Here is a 22,765-nt window from a genome sequence, read left to right on the forward strand (position 1 = left end):
TTCGGTCGACCAGTACGTGCAGCTTCGAACATGCTCTTGTGTTCCATTTCGCCCCCCGACGGGCGCCGGCACGAGGCCGGCGCGTGGCTCTGAATCGTTGAAAGCCGTTCACAGTCAATTCCAAGACAGAGCGTGATCGCGAAGGAGTGCCCCCGGTTTCACCCCCGGATCAGACTGATTTCACCCCGGGGCGACGGAGAGGGTGAGCTACTCTCGGCCGCGCGAGGCGATGCGCAGGGCGTGCTCCCGCCCGCTGGCACCGAGCTTGCGATATAGCGCGCGAAGATGCGTCTTGGCCGTGTTCGGGGAGATGTGCAGGGCCGCGGCGAGGCCCTTGATCGACGGGTGCTGACGGAGGGCGTCCAGCACTTCGCGTTCGCGTGGCGTCAATACGACCCGCGAAGCGGACGGTGCGAGTGGATAGATCTCCGGCAGCGGAGATGGATGAGATCGCAGTCGCCGGGCGACCTCATCGCGCACTTCCACCGACCCTTCGATGAGCGCGTCGAAGGCCTGGGTGTGGTCGAGCGACAGCGCCACCGAACGGAGGGACTCGACATCGACAGGCTCGCCCATGTACTGTCCGGCGGTGGCCTGAACGACACGCCAGTTCGGCGAGAACTGCACCCGGCCGCCGGTCTGCTCCTCCGCCTCGGAGAGCTGGGCCAGCGCCTGCGCGTGCTTGCCTTGCAGGACATGCAGCCGCGAACGTGAGGTCAGTATCGACCGGTGCACGTCGCTGATCCCGGCTGCGCTGAGGACGTGCTCCGCCGCCGAGAGGTTGCCGAGGGTCTGATACAGATCCGCCAGGTCAGCGCGCAGCTGATCTCCAGCCATCGACCCCGGTCGCATGAGACGTCGACTGGTCATCAGGTGGTCCTCGACCTCGTGCACCATCAGTTCGCGGTCGCCCCAGTACAGCGCGTTGCGCGCGCGCAGGTGCACCCGCATCCATGAGAACTCGCTCGTGGCGTCGAGCTCGCTCGCCGCCGCGACCCAGGAGGCGGCATCCTGTCGCTGCAGCCGACCGACCGCGGTCAGCGCCCTCGCATACACCGCCACCTCTCCGCTTCGACCGGAGAGGTCGGGGGTCGCCCCTTGCAATTCCCGATCTGCCCTGGCGTAGTTCCCCGCGAAGGCGTATCCCAAGCTGAGGTACCACGAGGCGACCCGCTCGAAGGGGTGAGCCGACCGCACTCGCGCCCATCGCCGGGCTTCGGAGAAGCATGCCAACGCCGAGGCGATGTCACCGGCGAGGAGCTTGGCGGTGCCGGCGCGCAGCAGCACCGGGGCCAGGACGTCGTGGAAGCCGTCGTTGTCGGTAGCCCGGTCGATCGTCTCCAAGATCTGCGAGGCTGTGTCGCTCGCGTCTGCGGTACGGCCGACGGCGAGATGCTGCCGCAGCGTGCCGGTGAGGAGGCCCAGCCTGTCTCTCGTGGCGGGATGCTCCTGCGAGTGCACCCATTCACGGAAGCGCGCGAAATCTCGCCCGTCGATCATGCCGACCGAGTGGCGCGCGCCGCGCGCGAGCGACCTCGACATGAGGTAGCGCGGATGGTCGCGCAGCCACTGCTCTGGGACCGCTTCGAGGGCGCTGCGCAGCTCGTTGGGCTGCAGCAGCAAGTACGCGAAGAACCGATCGTCCAGGAGTGCGGCCAACTCATCCCACCGCTCGTCGCGAGTGATGGCCTCTAGCTCGCCTGCGTCGCCGCTCACGCGTGGTCTCTATATGTCTCGCTCAGTGCGCGCCCCCCGGTACGACTCTTGACCTCGGCCAACAGGCTATAAGCCGTGAGGAGATGACGGGCCGGGCTTCACCCTGCGGGTGAAGCCCGGCCTAAGTCGCGGACTCGCCTCTGCTCGCACGAAGAAACCTCGTAGAGAGGCGGTCGAACGCCATCGCAAGCTCATCTCCCTCGATCACCTCGAGGTCGAAGTCGAGTTGCGCCATCCACAGCGCGAGCCGGTGCGGATCGTCGGAACCGAGCTCGAGATGGCAGGTGGACTCGTCGACCACCTGGATGTCGACGGGGATGACGATCTTGGCGGCGACCTCGGCGGCAGGAGCATGCACCAGCACGCGGGCACGATACGTCCAGCCGGCCTGGATGACGCGTCTCACGACATACTCGACGACGTCGTCCTCCGGAATCATTCGGGGCCGGAACCGCGCGCCCGTCGGTGTGTGCGAAACCATGCGGTCCACTCGGAAGACGCGCCAGTCGCCACGGTCGAGATCCCAGGCGAGCAGGTACCAGAGCGACCCCCAGCTCACGAGCCGTTGCGGTTCGATGTGCCTTGGCTCCTCGCTGCCCCCGGGCTTCGTGTAACCGAAGCGAAGCCTTTCGTGGGCGCGGATCGCGGAGGCGACCGCGCTGAGCATCGAGAGGTCGAGCGGCGGTTGAGCCCCGGGCACGATGCTCGTCGCCCCGCGCACCGCGTCGACGCGCCGACGCAGGTGCGAGGGCATCACCTGCTCGAGCTTCGCGAGTGCGGTGAGGGATGTCTCTTCGACACCGAGCCGCCACGTCGCCACTGCGCCAAGCCCGACCGCGACCGCGACCGCCTCGTCGTCGTCGAGCAGCAGCGGCGGCATCGCCGTCCCGGCGACCAGCCGGTACCCGCCGGCAACGCCCGGGCGTGCGTCCACCGGGTAGCCGAGGGACCGCAGCTTGCCGATGTCGGCTCGGACGGTCCTCGTACTCACAGCCAGCCGCTCGGCCAACTCGGAACTCGTCCATTCGCGTCTGAGCTGGAGCAGCGACAGCAGTTCGAGCAGACGAGCCGAGGTCTCCAACATGTTCACGATGATCTCAGCAATCGCGGAAGCTAACCTGCCGCATTGCCTGCGAGCGTGAGAGCCATGAATGAGAACAAGGCACTCACCCCGTTCCGCATCGACGTTCCTCAGGCGGACCTCGATGACCTGCGCACGCGACTGGCACACACACGCTGGCCGAACCCCACGCCTGGCCGAGACGATCGCGCGGACTTCAGCCGCGGCATCCCGCTGACCTACCTCAAGGAGCTCGCCGAATACTGGGGCGGCCAGTTCGACTGGCGCGCGCGGGAGGCGAAGCTCAACGAGTTCGAACAGCTCACGACGCTCGTCGACGGCCAGACCTTCCACGTCGTCCACGTCCGCTCGGCGAAGCCGGACGCCACCGCGCTGATGCTGAACCACGGCTGGCCGAGTTCCTTCGTCGACTACCAGCACCTCATCCCGCTGCTGACCGACGAGTTCCACGTCGTCATTCCGTCGCTGCCCGGATTCGGGTTCTCCACCCCGCTGTCGGCGACCGGCTGGGAGCTGGCGCGGACGGCGGAGGCGTATGCCGAGATCATGACGCGTCTCGGGTACGACAAGTTCGCGGTCCACGGCACCGACGTCGGCGCGGGCACGGCCGGCCGCCTGGCCGCCGTCTACCCGGAGCGCGTCATCGGCCTGCACCTCGGCGCCGACCGCGCCGTCATCGGGCTGGCCGGCGAGAAGTTCCCGTACCCCGGGGGCCTGTCCGACGACGAGACCGCCCAGCTCGAGGGGGTGCGTGCCGAGTATGCGGCCGAGCGCGGGTATCTCGCCATGCAGGACCACCGTCCCGACACGATCGGCGCTGCACTCACCGATTCGCCGGTCGGCCAACTCGCGTGGATCGCCGAGAAATTCAAGACCAGAGCCGGCGCCGGCTACGGGACGCCGGACGACACGGTCGACCGGGATCAGCTCCTCACGAATGTCAGCCTGTACTGGTTCACCCGCAGCGGTGCCTCGAGCGCGCAGTTCTATTACGAGTCGGAGCACTCAACGCTCAACTTCATCATGGCCGCCGGCGTGCCGTCCGGATGGGCGGTGTTCGACACCCATCCGCTCGTGCGCCGCGTGATGGACCCGACGGAGGCGATCGGTCACTGGAGCGAGTTCACCGAGGGCGGTCACTTCCCGGCGATGGAGGAGCCGGAACTGCTCGCGGAGGACATCCGCACGTTCTTCCGCGGCATCACCTGACCTGCGCCGAGCGCGGTGGGTGACCAATGGCACGGTTGCCCCGCGCAGGTGGTTGTCTACACTCCTGGTAAACAGAGGAGGTCAGCGTGACTGCTCCTCTTCGCGTGCTGGTCGTGGACGATCAGCATCTGGTCCGTGAGGGCATCCGCAGTCTGCTCGGGTTGAGCCAGGAGATCGAAGTCGTCGGGGACTGTGCGGACGGGAACGAAGCTCTGCAGTTCATGACGGCCGGCATGGCAGACGTGGTCCTTCTGGATCTGCGGATGCCGGGACTGGACGGCATTGCGACGCTCGATGCCATGCGTGCACGCGGACTGGACATTCCCGTGCTCGTTCTCACGACCTTCGACGACGACGAGCTCGTCCTCAGCGCGCTCGAGTCCGGCGCGAAAGGCTACATGCTGAAGGACGTGACACTCGACCAGCTCCTGGGTGGCATCCGGACGGTTGCCGCCGGGGGAACCCTGCTCCAGCCGGCTCTGACCGACCGGCTGCTGCGCGCGGTCGCACGCTACCCGCATGAAACGGCTCGGGGGCCACGACTGGAGGACCTCACCGATCGTGAACGTGACGTGCTCCGCCTGGCGGCGAGCGGCTGGTCCAACCGCCAGATCGCGAAGGGGCTGTTCCTTGCAGAGGGCACCGTCAAGAACCACATGTCGAGCGTGCTGATGAAGCTCGACGTCACCGATCGCACTCGTGCCGTGCTGCGGGCGCTGGAACTCGGCATCCTCACGCCGGGAGAGAACAGCTCGACCGAGGGAGGCGATCGGGATGCGTGAGCACCGGCGCCCTCGTCATGCGACACGGCTTCGCGGACTTCTGTCATGAATCCTCCGGCGCGATCGCGGTGGACGCCGCAGCGCAAACTCGCGTGGGCGAGCATCGCGTGCGCGGACATTCCCGCCATCATCGTGCTGCTGGAATCCACCCTCACCGATCTCGGCGGACCGTCGATGCCGTGGGTATGGTGGTCGATTTTCCTTCTCTTCATCCTCGCGCTGATGCTCATCCACGGGTTGGCGCCGCGGCCCCGCCGAGTCCCGGTGAATGCGTTGCTGGTCCTTCTGATCACGCTCGGCCTCGCCCTCGTGGCGCTCTATCCGGAGCAGGGCGGGAATGCACTGCTGTTCGGCGTGGTCACGATGGCGGCCGTCTCGTACTACTGGTCGCTTCGCGCGGTCGTGGTGGTGGCGGCGGTCCAGACAGCGGCGATCGGGTTCCTCTTCGGCTCGGCCGGCTGGCCGCTCCCCGACGTGCTCATGGGAGTTTTCGCGTACGCCAATTTTCAGGTCTTCGGTTCGCTGGTGGTGTTCGCCTTGAGGAACGAGTCCGAGGCGCGAAAAGAGCTTGTCCTCGCCCACGCGGAGCTGCGATCGACCGCGGCCCTGCTGGAGTCCTCGACCCGAGAGGCAGAGCGGTTGAGGATCGCCCGCGACCTCCATGACCTTGCGGGACACCAGCTGACCGCGCTGTCCTTGGAACTCGAGGTGGCGTCGCATCTGACGGACGGTGACGCACAGAATCTGCACATCCTGCGGGCGCGATCCATCGCGAAGGAGCTGCTGGAGACTGTTCGCAACGCAGTGACGCAGATGCGTGCGACCCCACCGGACCTGACCTCGGCATTGATTGAGTTGGCGGAAGGCGTCCCGGGGCTCGAGGTGTCGCTGGAGGTGAACGGCGAGTCGCACGTGACACCGGCGCAGACCGCTGTCATCCTGCGCTGCGTTCAGGAGTCGATCACCAACACGCTGCGGCATTCCCGCGCGCGTTCAATGCGGATCGGCGTAGACGTCACGCCCCACGATGCCCGGCTGGCCATCGTGGACGACGGTGTGGGAACGACTCGGATCTCTCCGGGTCACGGCTTGACCGGCATGCGTGAGCGCGTCGAGCTCCTCGGCGGCACGTTGACGCTGGAGTCCGCGCCGCGCGCAGGGTTCACGATCTCGGCGCTCATTCCGCGCGCGACCCCATCGTGGTCGCCCGATGCGCTGGACCGATCCGCCGAGGCGTGACGAGGGGATGCCTGCGTCATCCCCTTGGCGAGGTTCGCAGCGCCCGGGCCTGGAAGATCCCGAAGGCGAGGACGATGAGACCTTGCGCCACGGTCCACGCGACCCCGAAGCCGTTCAAGCCGAAGGGGTTGACCGCCGCAATCACAAACGACGCCACCGCCCACAGGAAGTTGATGACCACCAGCACCCACGCGAGCGCCGCAGGGCGCCCGCCCGACCGCGCGACGACGAGGAGGCCGACGGTGACGACGAGCAGGAAGATGCCCACCGTCAGATACAGCGGACTGGTGCCGCCGATCAACTCCGGGAGCAGCTGGTTCAACAGCAGGTACAGCACCGCGTTCGCACCGGTGACCAGGCCGTCGACCAGGAACCACAGACGGTATCCGCTGCGGGCGGGCGAGGATGTACGAACAGTGCTACTCATGGGTTGCTCCTTCGGTTTCTGCGAGCGCTGACTCCGAGAACTGCTCGGCGAAGGCGCCCGAGGGTGGGATGGGGGTGATGATGTCGAGGAGGGCGCCGTCCGGGCCGGCGAAGATCGCGTGGCGTTGGCCGAAGTCCTCCGACCGCAACGGCAGCACGGGCTCCAGCCCGGCGGCTACGAGGCGATCATGGACGGCATCCACGTCGGGCACCTCGAAGTTGATCAGGATGCCACGCGCAGTCACGCCGCGATACCCCTCGGGAATCGTGCTGTGGCTCGCCTCGAGAATCGCCAGTTCCCAGGAGCCGCTCTTGAGGCTGACGTACCAATCCGACTCGAACGTCACCTCGAACCCGAAGTGCTCGCGGTAGAAACCCGCGCTGGTGGCGACGTCGGTGGTCAACAGCACCGGATACATGCTCGTCACGTCCATCCCGCATCCTTCCGTCGTGAGCGCCTCCGACGCTATGGGCGGCAACCGTCCGCGCGCAGGTGCCATCAGTCATGTCATCCGGGCGCATCGTTCCCCGGTGCTGGGCGGCCACTATGGTCGACCTATGCCGTCGTGGGATGCCGTGCTCGCCTTCTCGATTGCCTCGCTGATCCTGATCGTGATCCCGGGGCCCAGTGTTCTGTTCGTCATCGGCCGATCGCTATCACTGGGCCGTCGCGGCGGTCTGCTGAGCGTTCTCGGCAACGAGCTGGGCGTGCTCCCGCTGGTCGTCGCCGTCGCCTTCGGGGTCGGCGCCGTGGTCGCCGAGTCGATCGTGCTGTTCACGATCGTGAAGCTGCTGGGTGCTGCGTACCTCATATATCTCGGCGTGCAGGCGATCCGTCACCGCCGCATCGACGTCACCACGGCGGGTCCGGTCGGCCGCACGCGCGAGTCGGCGGCGAAGACCATCGGCCAGGGCTTCATCGTGGGCATCACCAACCCGAAGACCATCGTGTTCTTCGTGGCCGCGCTGCCGCAGTTCGTGAACTTCCACGCCGGAGCGATTGCGCTGCAGATGATCGTGCTGGGAACCATCTTCACCCTCATCGCCTTCGTCTGCGACGCGATCTGGGCCCTCCTCGCGGGCACCGTCCGCACGTGGTTCGCCTCGTCTCCGCAGCGCATGTCGCGTTTGCGGGCGACGGGCGGCGGCATGATGATCGGGCTCGGCGGAACGCTCGCCCTGACGGGCAACAAGGCATGAGCGCCCAAGCTTCACGATGCGGGGCCCGCGGATCCGGGCCTGCTGGTGCAGGAGTGTGGCGCCGGGTTGATCCCTGTCCGGATCGATGGTGACCTGCTCGCATTCTCCGCGCCGCCGCGAATCCGCTCCGGCGCACTCGACCCCGACCTGGTTTCGACCCTGGCCGTGATCCTGGGTATCGACGCCGGCACCGTCGTCGACGCCGAGTGGCTCGACAACGGCCCGGGCTGGGTCGGACTACAGCTCACCGACGCGAAGACCGTTCTGGGCCTGCGCCCCGACGCCTCCGCGCACCCTGGACGCTGGGACATCGGTGTGCGTGACAGTGGCGGTCATCGTCGGCATGACAGCGGGGATACACGGAACGCTGAACTATCGAATTGGGGGCATTTATGCGCGGAAGTGGACATGTGCGGACACAAGTCATTCCTGCCCGGCTTCGGCAGGGTCAACAGTCTCGAGAGCGATGCCGATCTTCACCGGCGGGTGCAGGGGCTTCGGTTCCGGGTTCAGTCCGTGAGGAACTTGGCGGCGATCGGGGCGAACTTCTCCCAGTACTGGAAGATGCCGCCGTGGCCGGAGTCCGGGTAGATGATCAGCTCGGACCCTGCGATCCGCCGGTGCAGGTCCTCGGACAGCACGGAGGGGACCATGCGGTCGTTGTCGCCGTTGGCGATCAGGGTCGGGCTCGTGATCACGGACAGGTCTGAGGGGGTCGAGCGCCCGTACCGTTGGATGGCCTTGAGCTGGCGGCTGAACGAGGCGTTGCTGATCGGCTTGTCACGGTCCTGAGTACGCTCCTTGAGGCGTTCGACGAACGCCTTACCGGCCCGCTTGCCGGCAGTGTCGCGGTTGAAGAAGAGGAACTCCTTCGGGTCGGACCGGGTGATCACGGAGCGGAAGATGTCCCAGTAGGTGGTGCCGACGACCTTGTCGATGTTCTTCCCACCGCGCGGGCCGGTGCCGGTGAGCACGAGCTTGCGCACCAGCCCGGGGTGGGCGACGACGAGGTCCTGGGCGATCATGCCGCCCATCGAGAACGAGAAGATGTCGATCTTGTCGTAGCCCAGGCCCTTCGTGATGAACCGGTAGGCGTCGGCCGCGGCTTCTTCGAGGGTGTCGGGAACCCGCCCGGAGGAGGCACCGACGCCGAGCTGGTCGAAAGCGATGACGTGGCGGGTCTTCGCGATCTGGTCGATGACGCGCGGGTCCCAGTTGTCCAGGGTTGCGGCGAGGTGGACGAAGAAGATCACGGGGATCTCTTCTTTCGGGCCGAGTTCCCGGTAGGCGAAGGTGTCCCCGTCGACGGTGACGGTCTTGGCCGGGGCTTTGGCGTAGGAGGTGATGACGGGTTCGGTGGTGCTCATGAGGGTGCTCCTTGAGGATCTGAGTGTGCTCGGAAAGCGGACTGGCGGATAGCGGTTATGCGGGCTGGTCGACGCCGGTGATGACGGCTTTCCCGCGGATGCTGCTGGTGCCGAGCGAGGCGAGGGCCTGGACGGTCTGGTCGAAGGGGAAGGTCGCGCCCACGACCGGGCGGATGACGCCGGCGTCGACGAGCTCGGCGATCTGACGCAGCTGGTCGCCGGAGGCGTGCATGAGGAGGAACTCGTAGGTCACGCCGAGCTTCCTGGCGAGGGCGCGGGTCTTGCGGCTGAGGGCCGTGATGGCCAGGCGCAGCACTGGGTTCAGGCCGGCAGCTTTCGCGAACGCGGGGGTGGGTGGCCCGGAGATGCCGACGGCCTTTCCGCCACGCTTCAAGACCGTGAGCGACTTGGTGAGGTTGTCTCCGCCGAGGGGGTCCAGGACGAAGTCGTAGCCGGAGAGCTCGATCTCGAAGTCCTGGGTGCGGTAGTCGATCACCACGTCGGCACCGAGTTCCCGGATGAAGTCCGCGTTCTTGCCCGACACGGTGGTCGCGACCTTCGCACCCAGGTGCTTGGCAAGCTGGATCGCGATCGATCCGACCCCGCCGGCACCGGCGTGGATGAGCACCTTCTGCCCCGGCTGCACATTGCCCTTCTCCACCAGGGCCTGCCATGCGGTGAGTGCGACCAGCGGAAGGGATGCCGCCTCCACCGTACTGATCGAGCTCGGAGCCAGGGCGACGTCTGTTTCGTCGACCGAGATGCGTTCGGCGAAGGTGCCGATGCGGTGATCCCGCGGCCGGGCATACACCCGGTCCCCGGCGGTGAACTCACCCGCCCGGAGCCGCTCATCGAGGTGGTTCAGCCCTGCGGCCTCGACCCCGATCAGGACGTCGCAGTCGCCGACCGTGGGCTCGGGGATGTCGACCTCGTGGACGGGCTGCTGGTACTTGTCGAACACGAACGCTCGCATGATGCGGCTTCTCCTTGAATTGGTCGTGGTCAGGCGGCCAGGAAGCGGCCGATGAGGTCGGCGACGATCCGGCGGTTCTGGGACACCACACCGTGCCCGGAGTCCGGGAACACACGGACCTGCGCGGACGGGAACCGGTGCCGCAGGGCGTCGGCGTTTGCGGGCGGGACCATCCGATCGCTGTCGCCGTGGACGACCAGTACCGGGCCCGAGAACACCGATGCTCCCGGCGGACGCTGGTGCCCCCAGAGCTTCACTGCGCGCAACTGCGCCCGCAGCGCGGCAGGGGAGACCGGCTGCTCCCGCCCGACGGTCCGACGCCTCAGACGCGCTTGATACCTCCTCGCCGCGTGCTTGCCGGTGCGAGTGCGCGTAAAGAACAGCACAGAGGTCGGGGGGGTGAACGTCACCAGCCCGCGTGCGACGCCGCGCACGAACACTCCCGTCATCGTCGACAACCCCGTGCCGCCCTGCGGACTGGTGCCGGCGAGCACCACTCGGTCCACCAGGTCGGGGGCCTGCTCGAGGATCTCCTGGGCGACCATGCCGCCCATCGACAGCCCGAACAGATCCACCCGCGACAGACCCAGCGCCCGGATCGCCGCGATCGCATCGGCCGCCATGTCCTCGAACCGATCGCGGGGCGTGCCGGCCGAGCCACCGACGCCACGATAACCGAGCAGGATCACCCGACGTTCCGCGGCCAGCAGGTCGACGAGCTCCGGATCCCAGCTGTCCAGATTCGCCCCCAGATGCGTCATGCCGACCAGCGGGACACCGTGCGGGCCGTCACTGCCGAGCTCGCGGTAGACAAACTCCGTGCCGCCGGCCTCGATCCTGCGTGTAGGTGCGTTGGCGAAGCGCACCGACGCGGCCCCTTGCTCGTGCGCCGCGTGGTCCATGAAATGCTCCTCCCTCAGGTGCTCGAGCTGACAGCTCGAACTCCTTCCACCGAGTTTACTCAAACGTGAGTTCGCTCAGTAATCGTACCAAGCGAGATGGCACGCAGCCTCGCCACTCCGAGTCGGCGGGCGCGATTGGACCAGGAGAAGCGAACAGCCTGGAGGAGGTGCGATCTGGCTCTCATCCCTGCCTGGTGGCGGAGGGCCCTTGACGGTGGCTCACTGCCACTGAGGCGTTTGCGGCCGAGAGGCTTTTCGGACCTCGGCGATCAGCAGGACGGCGACGGCGACGGCGAGCACGGTGACCGCGATCGCGGCGGCTCCGATGGCGGCGCGCAGGGAGATTGCGGTGGCGACTGCGCCGACGCCGATCGCGGTCGCGGCTTGCAGGGTGTAGGCGATGAGGTAGAGGAAGGACAGAGTCGAGCCGCGGTGGTGTTGGGGGGCGAGTCGGTTGATGAGGCCGAGCCCACCGGTGAACGCCAGTGCGTAGGCGATGCCGCCGACGACGCACCATGCCAGCAACAGTGCGAGCGATTGGAGCGCGCTGGCGGCCGCCATCAGGGCGAGGCTGGCCAGTGTCAGTGCCGTGCCTGCCCAGATGAGGGAATGGGCGTGGAATCGGGCGAGGAAGAGTCCGGTGATCCCGATGAACGCGGCGGAGGCGGCCAGCAGGATGCCGACGAGAGCAGTGTTGTCGGTGTGCGTGAACTGGTCGATCATGTGCGCGCCGAGAGAGAGGAAGATCGCCCCGACACAGTAGGCGAGACTGACCGAGAGCGTGGCGATGCAGAACCCGATCCGGATCCCCGCGGGGACGAAGGGAGCCTGTGGTCGCCACCGGGCCTTCGCCTGCGGTCGATCGTCGGGTGTGGCCAGCAGAGCCGCAGTAGAGGCCGCGGCGAGGGCGAAGAGGACGAGGTAGCTCCACAACAGCGGGAGAGGCAGGTACTCGGCGAACACTCCGCTGAGAAGCAGCGCAACGGTGAGGCCGGTCGCGGTGGCGACCGTGGCGGTGGTGCTCGCGAAGCGGGGGCTGCGCGTGGTGTTGTTCTCGATCAAGGATGCGGTGGCAGCCCCCATCGCGAGACCCGCCCCGGCCCCTTGCAGGACACGGCCGATATAGAGGAAGCCGACATGAGGTGCGAAAGCGAACACCACCCCGGAGATGCCGATGAGCGCGACGCCCGCAATCATGACCCACCTGCGGCCGAACAGATCGGACAGGTTCCCGAACAGCGGGAGCACCACGATCAGCGCCAGCGGATACGTCGCGAACACCGTCGTCACGACAACCGGAGTGAGATCCCACTTCGCGGCGTAGATCGGGTAGAGCACGCTCGGCGCACCCGAGGACCACAGCGCGAGGGCCAGGACCGACGCGGCAGCCCAAAACGCGCCGCGCCGGCCCAGACGCGTCACGGGGCAGGGTCCGGTCGGACGACGAGACAGGTGCTGGACGCGGTCGCGAGGACCTGCCCCTGGCTGTCGCGGATGTCGGCCTCCGCGAACACCGCACTTCGGCCCTTACGAATGACCCACCCGTGCGCGGTCACCGTGCCGGTGTCCGCGGTGATCGGGCGCAGGAACGAGACCTTAAGCTCCAGACTGGTGTATCCGACGCCGGCCGGGAGGGTGGAGTGCACCGCGCACCCGCACGCGGAGTCAAGGACGGTGGCGAAGAACCCGCCGTGCACCGACCCGATCGGGTTGTAGTGCGACTCGTCCGGAACCGCCGTCATCACCACGTCACCCTCCTCCACGGTGACGATCTCGAGCCCGATGTGGCTACTGATCGGCGGGGCTGGTGCCTCGCCCGCGGCCACGGCCCGAAGCTGCTCAAGCCCGGATCGGGCGAACAGTGTCCGCCTGTCCCTGCCCGGGACCTGGTAGCGGATCGTACGCGAGCGCTCGGAGTCTTCTTCGTGTGTCGTCATGATGGGAATTCGTGTGTCGTCGTGATTGGAATCAGACCGGCAGGATCGCCGCGACCTGGGCACGGGTGCTCGCAAGCAGCTCGGGGACCGTCGAGTCGCTGTTGACGCTGGCCGCGAGCTCGAGGAATTGGATGGCCGAGATCACCCGGGCGAGCGTCGTCGCTTCCCCCGCGTCGATACCCGCACGCTCGACGAGGATGTCGGCAACCGCTTGTTCCGTCTGCGCGACGATATCCAGCGCCGCCGCGTGCTGGGGTTCGCTCGGGTCGCCGAAGACCATTTCCCTCAGGTAGGTGCGGCCATTGTCGACCTGGACGCGGTTGCACTCCACCACCGGTCCCAGCAGGGCGAGGACCGCGTCCACCGCCGTCAACTCCCCCATAGCCGCGGCACGACCGCGCTTCAGCGCGTCGGCGTAGTGCGCGTTCTGGACCAGGAGGAGCAGCTCCCCCTTGGTCTTCGCGTACAGGAACAGCGTGCCCGTGCCGATATCGGCGGCGTCCGCGATCTGCTGCGTGGTGACCTCGTCCACCCCGTGCTTTGCGAACAGTTCGCTGGCGGCCGCGGTGATGCGCGCGAGTTTGTCTTGCTTCTGCCGCTCGCGTCGCCCGAGCGGCGGTGTCGCCACTGACATGGTGTTCCTCCGAGGGGAATAGGCTCTGATTTACCCCAGTTATGAGTGTAGTCACTATCGTGTGGACTCGGATGTGCGTTGACTCATCTTCCCACGCCGTTGCGCGACGACCGTCGCCCACCGGAGATCAGGCGACGCCTCAACGAAAGGACCCTCACCCGTCATGACGTCTTCGTCTCTCTGGCAGCCGTTCACCCTGGGACGCATCGAGCTCCCGCACCGCCTGGCTCTGGCCCCGATGACCCGCAACCGCGCCAACCCCGACGGCACACCGGGAAAGCTCGCCGCGGAGTATTACGGTCAGCGGGCCTCGCTGGGGCTGCTGATCACCGAGGGCACCCAGCCGTCCGAGGATGGGCAGGGGTACGTGAACACTCCCGGCATCTACACCCCGGAACAGGTGGCGGGGTGGGCGAAGGTCGCCGACGCCGTGCGTGAAAACGGCGGGCACCTGTTCATCCAGCTGATGCACGTGGGGCGCATCTCCCACCCCGACAACACCCCGCACCACCGTCAGCCCGTGGCCCCGTCGGCGATCTCCGCCGAACAGGACATGTTCACCTCAGAAGGCCCGAAGAAGACGCCAGTCCCGCGTGAGCTCAGCGTCCCCGAGATTCGAGACGTGATCGGTGAGTTCCGTCACGCCGCCGCCTCCGCGATCGCCGCCGGCGCCGACGGGGTGGAGATCCACGCCGCCAACGGCTACCTGCTGCACCAGTTCCTCGCCCCCAACGCGAACCAGCGCACCGACGAGTACGGCGGGTCCGTCCAGAACCGGGCCCGGTTCGTGATCGAGGTCGCCCAGGCCGTCGCCCAGGAGATCGGCGCGGACCGCACCGGCATCCGCATCTCCCCCGCCTTCCCGCTCGGCGGGCTGAACGAGGGCGACACCGAAGCGGTGCGCGCCCAGTACCGGTACCTCGTGAGCGAGCTCGCGAACCTGAACCTGGCCTACCTCCACGTGCATCACCTCGGCGACGACGAGCTGCTGCAGTCATTCCGGGACGTGTGGCCGACGGCCGTCCTCGTCGTCCGGTACGGGCGCGACCGGGACGGCATCGCCGCGGACATCGACACCGGGCTTGCGGACATCGCACCGCTCGGCCGATTCGCGCTCGCGAACCCGGATGTCGTCGAACGCCTGCAGCAGGACGCACCGTTCAACGAGCTCGACCCCGCCACCCTTTACACCGGCGGCGCGCACGGGTACATCGACTACCCCACCCTCGCCCGCGTCTAACCCTCGATGTGGCCGGGGCAGGCGAACCCGACGCCTCCCCGGCCATCCTTCTCGACCATCCGAACATCACCTCAAGGAGATCCATCTCATGACTTCCCTCAACGGCGCCGTCGTCCTCGTCACCGGCGCGAACGGCGGCATCGGCACCCACTTCGTCCACGAAGCCATCGCCCGAGGAGCCGCCAAGGTCTACGCCACCGCCCGCAACCCCCGCCACTGGGGCGACGAGCGCATCGTGCCCCTCACCCTCGACGTCACCGACCCCGCCTCCATTCGGGCCGCCACCGAGCAGGCCCCCGACGTCACGATGCTGATCAACAATGCCGGCGCATCCGTCTCGTCCGCGGGCATCCTCACCCACACGGACGAGGAGATCCGCCATAACGTCGAGACCAACTTCCTCGGCCCCCTGTTCCTGGCCCGCACCTTCGCGCCGATCTTGTCCGCGAAGGGAGGCAACACCTCCATCATCAACATCCACTCGGCGCTGTCGTGGTGGGCCGTCGCCGGCATCTACTCGGCCACCAAGGCGGCCCTCTGGTCGGCGACGAACTCCCTGCGCCTGGAGCTGCAGCCCGCAGGCGTCCAGGTTGTGGGCGTGCACGTCGGCTACGTCGACACCGCGATGGCCGCCCACGCCGAAGGCCCCAAGCTCGACCCCGCCGACCTCGTCACCCAGGTCTTCGATGTCCTCGAGGCCGGCGGGTACGAAGTCCTCGCCGACGACACCTCCATCCAGGCCAAGGCCCGACTGTCCGCCCCCCTCGAAGCCGTCTACCCGCAGCTCGCATCAGACAACTGAACGCGACCGGAGGCCGCCGCAGTGCGACATGCGGCGGCCTCCGGCTGGGTGGTGAACGCGCTGCTGGGAAGGATTCCTAGATTGTCCCAACGCTAAACGGGACAATCGACGTGGCGCTAAGACAACCTAGTCAGTCATCTCTCAGCAAAGTCGGCGCTCTACTGTACATTCTGACGAATGATGTCCCGAGTCGGGTTGCCTTGAGCTCGAAATGTCCACAAAAGTGGTCTCGAGATTCCGGCGCGAGATGTCCCAACTCGCAAGCGATAACTGAGCACTCCCGTACGAAGCCTCGGCTTGGTCCGTCACCGGCGGTCCAGACGTCAACTGCTGGGGGCCGCATCAGGGTGTCGGTGCCCCGTCCACGACGGATATCTCGATGTGCCAGGAGGCCCAGGGGACGCCTGCTGGCATAAGGCTGGTGGAGCGGTGAGGGTAGGTCTCCCGGATCCCGACGATCTGCCCCGTGCTGGTGTCGATGTCGAGTTCGGACACCAGCAAGTCCCCGAACTCTCCTCCGCCGAGCTGGGCAGGCATTGCGAGCGTGGTGATCGTCCCGTTGGTTGCCGCCACTTCGACGCCGCTGAGCATGCCGAGAACTCGGAGTGACGCTGCTCGCAGGTCCCTCGGCATCAGGTTGGTCCGAAGTCCCTGGCCGATGCTCTGGAACACATACCAGTCGTCCGAGGAGGTTTGCAGGTTGTCCCGGTACCACGCGAGCAGTTGCTGCGGGTCTCTCGGCATCTCGTCATAGAACGGCCGGAACCGGTCGTAGTACCCAACCTCCTCGTCTGCCGGCGGCGGGGTGTCTTCGCTGTCCGCGGCACCGGGTGAGGGAGTCACCTGCGGTGCTCCGTGAGCCCCGCTTTCGTCAGCCCCCTGTGGAAGCGCCCGAATCCCGGTGGGATCCGAGTCCGTTCCGGGCGAGACCGCGGCCATCTGGTCGTAGGCGGCCTTGGCTCGCGGGTCGCCCCACACTTCGAGTACTTCGTTCGGCGCCCGGCCGTCGAGAATCCAGTCCTCGGTGCGGTCGCTGGGTACATACAGGTCTCTGACGCCGCGTACGTGGACTGCGCCTTCCGAGGTGGGAAGTGTGGCTGTGTTGAAGCCCGCGTCGGCGTCCCACAGCGACACCAGCTCGTAGGTCTCGCGGATTCTCAGATACTGACCCGGACCGACTACTGGGTCCGTCCCCTCGATTACGACTTCGGCGGCGTCGTTGAGAACCTCGACAGCGGCCGCCGACGCCGGCTGTACGACAACGGGAGCGGCCAGGCCGGCGATGATGACGCTTGCCACGATGGTTGCGGTGGACAGGCCTCCCAGGGCGGCGGTGCCACCCCACACCCAGCGCGAGCGAACACGTCGCTTCGGCGCAGCGCCCAACTCGGTCAGCACCCGCTCGCGCGATCGTGCGATCCGCGCCGGAGTCGAGGGATCTGGCGTGTTCTCGATCTCACGCACCATCTCGAACAGCTCCATGATCCATCTCCTTTGCTATCCACGTCAGCCGAACAGAGTGAGACCCCGGCGGGGCGAGCTTGCGTCTGATCCGATGCAGCCGCGACCACACCGTGCCCACGGACACCTGAAGCGCCTGCGCGATCTGCTCCGGTGGGAGGTCGGACCAGGCATACATGAAAAGCGTGTTGCGCTCCTTCGCGGACAGCGCCGCGATGCGCGGTGCCAGGGCACGGATCGCAGCGGCAGCATCCAATCGTCCGGTGGCCTCGTCTATCCCACCGCCGCTCGTCGTTTCCCCACGTCCGGCAGCCGCTTCCACCGCGCGCCAGTGCCGCGCCTCAGCCACGTGGTTCTTCGCCGCCACGCGAGCAGCGATCCCCAACAGCCACGGCCGAGCCGATTCCCACGTGTGATCGAATGACCCCCGTCGACGGAACGCGATGAGAAACGTCTCGCTCAGCGCGTCCTCAGCAGCTTGCGCCCCCAACCGGCGCCGCAGGAACGACTCGACCGCCGCGGCATGCCTGTCGAAGACTTCGGCGAACGCTTGCGGAGTCCGCTCGGCACGCTTGAGGATGTCGCTGTCGGTGCTCACACTAGGTATTCCCTCCAGAGCGGCGATCCCTTCCATCTTTTTGGCGAAGGAAGTCAGACGTTGATCTGCCGCACAGCCGGTGACCCTTCACTATGAAACGGCTCGCACCATTCACGATCCTGGCAGCGACGCCCTCGGTGGGTGGGCGCACCGCCGCGAGGGTCGGGACGGGCGGCGTCAAGCTAGCCGGCGCTTGACGTCTGCGCAGATACAGACCGTGCGGGTCAGGACCGGCGCATCACCGCAAATGTCAAAATTGACATCTCGGGACATTCTTGGCTGGATTTTGACATTTTGCGGCAGAACGGACAGGAACTACCCGAAGTCGCCAGGGGCCATGTCGGTGAAGCGCGAGAAGTGGCCCTGGAAGGCGACCGTGATGGTGTCGGTCGGGCCGTTGCGGTGCTTGGCGACGATCAGGTCGGCCTCACCGGCACGCGGCGACTCCTTCTCGTAGGCCGCCTCGCGGTGCAGCAGCACCACCATGTCGGCATCCTGCTCGATCGAGCCCGACTCACGCAGGTCTGACAGTGCGGGCTTCTTGTCGGCACGCTGCTCGGGACCACGGTTCAGCTGCGACAGCGCGATGACGGGGCACTGCAGCTCTTTCGCGAGGAGCTTGAGCGCACGCGAGAACTCCGAGACCTCTTGCTGGCGCGACTCGACGCGCTTGCCCGAGGTCATGAGCTGCAGATAGTCGATGACGACCATCTTCAGGCCGGCCTTCTGCTTGAGGCGACGGCACTTCGCACGGATCTCGACGAGGGTCATGTTCGGGCTGTCGTCGATGTAGAGGGGGGCGTCGTTGATGCGGCCGCGCGTCGCGGCGATCGTCGTCCAGTCGCGCGAGTCGAGCGTGCCTTTGCGCATGGACTGCAGCGGCACCGCGCCCTCGGCGCTCATCAGGCGCATCGCGATCTCGCTGCGCCCCATCTCGAGGGAGAAGAAGATCGTGGGGAAGTCATGCTTGATCGCGGCGGCGCGAGCGAAGTCGAGCGCGAGCGTCGACTTACCCATCGCGGGACGCGCGGCGATGATGATCATCTGGCCGGGGTGAAGACCGTTGGTCAGCTGGTCGAGGCCGGCGAAGCCGGTGGGGATGCCGGTCATCTGACCGTCGCGACCGCGGGCCGCCTCGATCTCTTCCACCGCGGCATCCACCGCGATCGTCAGCGGCACGTAGTCCTCGGCCGCCTCGGTGCCGGTCACCGAGTAGATCTCGGCCTGGGCGTTGTTCACGAGATCGAGCGCCTCGCCCTGGCCCGAGTAGCCCATCTGCACGATCTTCGTGCCCGCCTCGACGAGGCGGCGCAGCAGTGCGCGCTCCGACACGATCGACGCGTAGTAGCCGGCATTGGCTGCGGTCGGCACGATCGAGGTGAGCGTGTGGAGGTAGTCGGCGCCGCCGGCGCGCTGCAGCTCACCGGTCTTGATGAGCTCATCCGTGACGGCGACGACGTCGGTCGGCTCGCCGTGCGAATAGAGCGTGAGGATCGCTTCGAAGATCAGCTCGTGCTTGGGGATGTAGAAGTCGGTTCCCCGGAGCGTCTCGATCACGTCGGCGACGGCATCCTTCGACAGCATCATGCCGCCCAGAGCGCTCTGCTCGGCGAGCAGATCGTGCGGGGGAGTGCGCTCGTACTCGCGCGGACCACCCATGCGCTCTTCGGAGATGTCAGCGATCGACATAGGCTGCGAGTCCTCCTGATCGTTGAATCACATCATCCGGGCATGGTCCGACATCGTCCGCTCCGGATCCAGAGCGAACGCCGCGGGTTGGGCAGGAACCACGATGTCGCACCGTGCGAGGGTGTGAGACGCGGGAGCTGCGCTGGTCACGCGCCCGTGGCCGCCCTTCCCGAGTGGGCCGCACCCCACGGTATGGACGGCCCCCGACAGTCGCAACACGGCCTGTGGATAACTATGTGGAGAGTCTGCGAGAAACGCCGGTAGACCTGTGCACAACTGCTGTGGACAAATTCCCGCATGCCGCCCGACCTGTCGCACTATTACCCGTTTGGCCTGGTCTTCCCTGTTCCACAGGCTGTGGAGGAAGATGTGGTTGAAGTGCCGCTTGAAGGTTGTGCGCCGCGGGCTCGCCTGTGTACAAAGTCCGGGCCCTTCACGGCGGCCGCGGGCGCGCGATCGCACAAGCGCCACGCCCTGCCCGACATGCTGCGAGAATGCTGGACACGGCACGCGCGGGGGCGTAGTCTCTGACATCCAGGCACCCTCACGCACGTTCCGTCCGGAGCGTGTGGCATTGTTCGTCGTGGGAGGTGAACGTGGAGATCGCAGCCTCGCAGCAGCTGCTGAAGGTCGTGCGACTGGCCCTGATCGGGGCGGCAGCCGCGTTCGCCTGGATCGTCCTCTCGTTCACATTCGGCCTCAGCGCCTCGAGTGCGAATGCGGCGCAGTCCGACGACGACGGCCTTCTCGGGGGTGCCCTCGGTGGTGTGACGTCGCTGGTCGATGAGACCGCGTCCACCCTCACCGACACCGTCTCTGGGGTGGCGACCGGAGCCACCGACGTCGTGAACAGCGTCGTCGAGGTGGCTCCCGCTCCCGTCCAGCAGCCGGTCAGCCAGGTCGTCCAAGCCGTCGGAACGGTCGTCACCACCGTGACGAAGCCCGTCTCGAACATCGTCTCGGGCGGCGTCGTCGGTGGCATCACCGAACCGGTGGTCGACCTCGTGACGCAGGTCCCCATCGTCGGCGGGATCGTCTCCGGCGTCGGACTCGACGACGCTGTCACCGACCTGAGCGGGACCGTCGACGACACCCTCGGCGGCGTCGTAGGAGCCGTCGAAGACACCGGCGCAACCGTGGGCCAGCCCTCGACCGGCACGCCGGCACTGCCCGGCGTCGACCTTCCCGAGCTGCCTGATCTTCCCGCTGTCCCCACTCTTCCCGGTCTTGTGGAGGTGGCCGAGGCCGCCGATGCGGCCGGTGCCGAGGCGATCGCTCAGGCGGCGGATGCCACCGACCTCGCGCTCCTTACATCGCCTGTCTTCTCGACGGCGAAGAAGGCGGCCGTTGGCGGCCCTGCGGCTGTCGAGAGCTCAATCGTGTTCTCTGCCACCCTGTCGGGCGTGCCCGGCAGTGGGCCAGGACTCTGCCTTTCCTCTTCTTCCGCGGGACCCGGTGGTGCGGGTTCCGGTGCCTGGGCGATCGACGCCCTCGGACCCCTCGATGCACACCGTGCCTGGACGCATCGAGTCGGCCCCGAGGACGACCACGCCCCAGCGGCGCCTGTCGGATCCACCGACGTCTCCCCTGACTGATCGGGTCGCTGCCGCCCTCTGATGGCGGCACGCTTCAGCGCGCGCTCGCGTGCTGAGCAGCGCCTCTCTGCGCGCTGCGACCGATCACTCACCTGTAAGGGGAACACCATGCGTACCTTCTGCAAGCGCGCCCTGTGGGGCACGCTGCTCGCCGGCGGCATCACGCTGCTCGGCGCAACGGTCGCCAACGCGGCCGAACCACCCACCGATCCCGACATCCTTTCGTCCGTGGTCGCCGACGACGGTCTGGTCGACTCGCTCGTCGGCGATGCCATCGTCGAGCCGGTCCTCGGCGATGACGGCGCCATCGCGCCGGTGACCGATGCCGTCGCCGAGGTCGTGGACGAGGTCACCGACACCACCGCCGGCACCACGGTCGTGGACGCCCTCGTCGGCGACGGCAGCGCTCTCAACGACGTCGTCGGAGACGGCGCTCTCGTGGAGGGCGGCACTGTCGGCAACCTCGCCGCCAACGGCGACGCCCTTCTGAACGACGTCGCAGCCGGCGACCTCGAGGCCGCCGTCACCGACCTCGGCACCACCATCGAGGACCTCGGCACCGACGTCGGTCAGACAGTGACCGATGCCGCCGCCAACACGGACGACCAGGTCATCGACGGCCTCGTCGACGACCTGCTCACCGACACCCTCGGTCTGCTGGACGGCGGCGTCGCAGGTGGCGGCCTGAACGATCTCGTCCAGAACCTCGGCGACAACACCGCCGACGCGACCGACACGTCCGGCCTGACCCAGGACGCTCTCGAGACGACTCTCGAGGGTGGCCCGACGTCGACGCCGGCAACGCCGGTGAACGATGCGGACGGCCTGCTGACGGGTCTGACCGAAGACAACGGCCTCATCGACGGCCTCGCGGGCGACAGCGTGCTCGACCCGATCCTGGGCGGCGACGGCGCACTCGAGCCGATCATCGACCCGGTCGGCGACCTGCTGAACCACCTCACCGGCACCACCGGTGGCAGCGTCATCCTCGACGGCCTGCTGGGTGAGAACTCGGGCCTGAACGACGTCGTCGGCGACGGCATCCTCGTCGAAGGAGGACTCGTCGGAAACCTCGTCGACAACGGCGACAACACCGTCGACGACCTGCTCGACGGCGACATCGATCGGGTGATCGACGACCTCGGCACCACCGTCTCGGACCTCGGCTCCGACCTCGGCACGACGGTCACGAACGTGGCTGAGAACACCGCCGACCAGGTCGTAGACGGGCTGGTGAACGACGGGCTCAACGACGCCGGGTCGATCGTGGACGAGCTGCTCAACGGCGGTGACGTGCTCGGCGCTGTCTCCGACACGGTGCAGAACGCCGCGGACAACATCGCGGACGCGGCCGACAACACCGGGCTCGTCGACGATCTGCTCACCGACCTGCTCGGTGACACGGACCCGACCGGTCCCACCGGCCCGACGGACCCGACCGGTCCCACCGGCCCGACGGACCCGACCGATCCCACGGACCCGACCGATCCCACGGACCCCACGAACCCGAGCAACCCGAGCAACCCGAGCAACCCCGGTGACGGCGGCAAGAACACCGTCACGGGAACGAGCTCGGCTGCCGGTGACGCTTCCACACTCGCCACGACGGGAGGGCCGGGCGCGTTTCCCGCACTGCTGATGGGGCTTCTGCTCCTGATGGCCGGCGTGATCGCGCGCGTGTCGCGGCGCCGCTCCGCGTAAGGGCGCGGGGGCTCTCGCGTCCCGAACGCATCGCCCCCGTACCCCCGCGCGAGCAGGCGGGAGGGCCGTCCCCAAGCCGGCCCTCCCGTACCTCTCACATTCCGAATCGCAGCGCTCCGCCCCGCCTGGATCGGGTCGCTGTCACCACGGGATGAAACAACACGGGATGAAACAAGATGCGGATGCCGCGACCCGGGGGGCTCGCGGCATCCG

Annotated in this window: 21 protein-coding genes; 8 read left to right on the top strand and 13 right to left on the bottom strand. The window is 67.3% G+C overall.

The genetic code is table 11. The features are described from left to right. Window positions 1-207: 207 nt before the first annotated feature. A complete protein-coding gene (locus K0817_RS18750) occupies window positions 208-1,716 on the bottom strand; it encodes a helix-turn-helix transcriptional regulator (protein WP_219982897.1) in 1,509 nt (502 codons plus the stop codon). 121 nt (window positions 1,717-1,837) lie between these two features. Then, window positions 1,838-2,800 carry a YafY family protein gene (locus K0817_RS17125; RefSeq protein ID WP_219982898.1) on the bottom strand — a complete coding sequence of 321 codons (963 nt, stop codon included), beginning with the start codon at window positions 2,798-2,800 and terminating at the stop codon, window positions 1,838-1,840. A gap of 63 nt (window positions 2,801-2,863) precedes the next feature. On the opposite strand from K0817_RS17125, the gene K0817_RS17130 reads away from it, so the two are divergent. The 3 genes from K0817_RS17130 (at window position 2,864) to K0817_RS17140 (ending at window position 6,027) form a co-directional block, all read left to right on the top strand. After that, window positions 2,864-4,006, top strand: a complete 1,143-nt coding sequence (locus K0817_RS17130) for an epoxide hydrolase family protein (protein ID WP_219982899.1) — start codon at window positions 2,864-2,866, stop codon at window positions 4,004-4,006. A gap of 86 nt (window positions 4,007-4,092) precedes the next feature. Continuing rightward, a complete protein-coding gene (locus K0817_RS17135; RefSeq protein ID WP_219982900.1) occupies window positions 4,093-4,788 on the top strand; it encodes a response regulator transcription factor in 696 nt (231 codons plus the stop codon). 45 nt (window positions 4,789-4,833) lie between these two features. Further along, window positions 4,834-6,027, top strand: a complete 1,194-nt coding sequence (locus K0817_RS17140) for a sensor histidine kinase (protein WP_219982901.1) — start codon at window positions 4,834-4,836, stop codon at window positions 6,025-6,027. Between the two features lie 16 nt (window positions 6,028-6,043). On the opposite strand, the gene K0817_RS17145 is transcribed toward K0817_RS17140, so the two are convergent. Both K0817_RS17145 and K0817_RS17150 read right to left on the bottom strand, forming a co-directional pair. Further along, the gene (locus K0817_RS17145) at window positions 6,044-6,454 is read right to left on the bottom strand and encodes a hypothetical protein (protein ID WP_219982902.1); all 411 of its coding nucleotides are present in this window, start codon (window positions 6,452-6,454) and stop codon (window positions 6,044-6,046) included. Continuing rightward, window positions 6,447-6,887, bottom strand: a complete 441-nt coding sequence (locus K0817_RS17150) for a VOC family protein (protein ID WP_219982903.1) — start codon at window positions 6,885-6,887, stop codon at window positions 6,447-6,449. Before K0817_RS17150 ends, K0817_RS17145 begins: the two co-directional genes overlap by 8 nt. 124 nt (window positions 6,888-7,011) lie before the next feature. Between K0817_RS17150 and K0817_RS17155 the strand changes: the two genes are divergently transcribed. Beyond that, entirely contained in the window at window positions 7,012-7,653 is a 642-nt protein-coding gene (locus K0817_RS17155) for a LysE family translocator (RefSeq protein ID WP_219982904.1), read from the top strand. A 509-nt stretch (window positions 7,654-8,162) separates the two neighbouring features. On the opposite strand, the gene K0817_RS17160 is transcribed toward K0817_RS17155, so the two are convergent. The 6 genes from K0817_RS17160 to K0817_RS17185 form a co-directional block, all read right to left on the bottom strand. Then, on the bottom strand, window positions 8,163-9,020 hold the full coding sequence (locus K0817_RS17160) for an alpha/beta fold hydrolase (RefSeq protein WP_219982906.1): 858 nt from the start codon (window positions 9,018-9,020) through the stop codon (window positions 8,163-8,165). Window positions 9,021-9,075: 55 nt separating this feature from the next. Further along, complete coding sequence (locus tag K0817_RS17165) at window positions 9,076-9,993, bottom strand: NADP-dependent oxidoreductase (protein ID WP_219982907.1); 918 nt, start codon at window positions 9,991-9,993, stop codon at window positions 9,076-9,078. Between the two features lie 29 nt (window positions 9,994-10,022). After that, window positions 10,023-10,895 (bottom strand): alpha/beta fold hydrolase, encoded by an 873-nt coding sequence (locus K0817_RS17170; protein WP_219982908.1) that lies wholly within the window; start codon window positions 10,893-10,895, stop codon window positions 10,023-10,025. Between the two features lie 219 nt (window positions 10,896-11,114). Next, window positions 11,115-12,317: an MFS transporter gene (locus tag K0817_RS17175; protein WP_253735474.1), complete on the bottom strand. Its 1,203-nt coding sequence runs from the start codon at window positions 12,315-12,317 to the stop codon at window positions 11,115-11,117. Then, window positions 12,314-12,832 (bottom strand): PaaI family thioesterase, encoded by a 519-nt coding sequence (locus K0817_RS17180; RefSeq protein WP_253735475.1) that lies wholly within the window; start codon window positions 12,830-12,832, stop codon window positions 12,314-12,316. Before K0817_RS17180 ends, K0817_RS17175 begins: the two co-directional genes overlap by 4 nt. Before the next feature lie 31 nt (window positions 12,833-12,863). Continuing rightward, window positions 12,864-13,466, bottom strand: coding sequence for a TetR/AcrR family transcriptional regulator (locus K0817_RS17185; protein ID WP_219982909.1), 603 nt, complete (start codon window positions 13,464-13,466; stop codon window positions 12,864-12,866). A gap of 163 nt (window positions 13,467-13,629) precedes the next feature. Between K0817_RS17185 and K0817_RS17190 the strand changes: the two genes are divergently transcribed. Together K0817_RS17190 and K0817_RS17195 are read left to right on the top strand one after the other, a co-directional pair. Continuing rightward, a complete protein-coding gene (locus tag K0817_RS17190) occupies window positions 13,630-14,706 on the top strand; it encodes an alkene reductase (RefSeq protein ID WP_219982910.1) in 1,077 nt (358 codons plus the stop codon). A gap of 88 nt (window positions 14,707-14,794) precedes the next feature. Further along, the gene (locus tag K0817_RS17195) at window positions 14,795-15,508 is read left to right on the top strand and encodes an SDR family oxidoreductase (protein ID WP_219982911.1); all 714 of its coding nucleotides are present in this window, start codon (window positions 14,795-14,797) and stop codon (window positions 15,506-15,508) included. 342 nt (window positions 15,509-15,850) lie between these two features. On the opposite strand, the gene K0817_RS17200 is transcribed toward K0817_RS17195, so the two are convergent. The 3 genes from K0817_RS17200 to dnaB form a co-directional block, all read right to left on the bottom strand. Next, complete coding sequence (locus K0817_RS17200) at window positions 15,851-16,990, bottom strand: hypothetical protein (protein WP_219982912.1); 1,140 nt, start codon at window positions 16,988-16,990, stop codon at window positions 15,851-15,853. After that, a complete protein-coding gene (locus tag K0817_RS17205) occupies window positions 16,965-17,567 on the bottom strand; it encodes a sigma-70 family RNA polymerase sigma factor (protein WP_219982913.1) in 603 nt (200 codons plus the stop codon). The genes K0817_RS17200 and K0817_RS17205 overlap by 26 nt, the downstream gene beginning before the upstream one ends. A 315-nt stretch (window positions 17,568-17,882) precedes the next feature. Then, a complete protein-coding gene (gene dnaB, locus K0817_RS17210) occupies window positions 17,883-19,256 on the bottom strand; it encodes a replicative DNA helicase (RefSeq protein WP_219982914.1) in 1,374 nt (457 codons plus the stop codon). 596 nt (window positions 19,257-19,852) lie between these two features. On the opposite strand from dnaB, the gene K0817_RS17215 reads away from it, so the two are divergent. Both K0817_RS17215 and K0817_RS17220 read left to right on the top strand, forming a co-directional pair. Then, on the top strand, window positions 19,853-20,851 hold the full coding sequence (locus K0817_RS17215) for a hypothetical protein (RefSeq protein ID WP_253735476.1): 999 nt from the start codon (window positions 19,853-19,855) through the stop codon (window positions 20,849-20,851). A 108-nt stretch (window positions 20,852-20,959) separates the two neighbouring features. Further along, window positions 20,960-22,552 (top strand): hypothetical protein, encoded by a 1,593-nt coding sequence (locus K0817_RS17220; RefSeq protein WP_219982915.1) that lies wholly within the window; start codon window positions 20,960-20,962, stop codon window positions 22,550-22,552. Window positions 22,553-22,765 lie beyond the last annotated feature (213 nt).

This window comes from Microbacterium sp. HD4P20, from assembly GCF_019449275.2.
Lineage (GTDB): Bacteria > Actinomycetota > Actinomycetes > Actinomycetales > Microbacteriaceae > Microbacterium.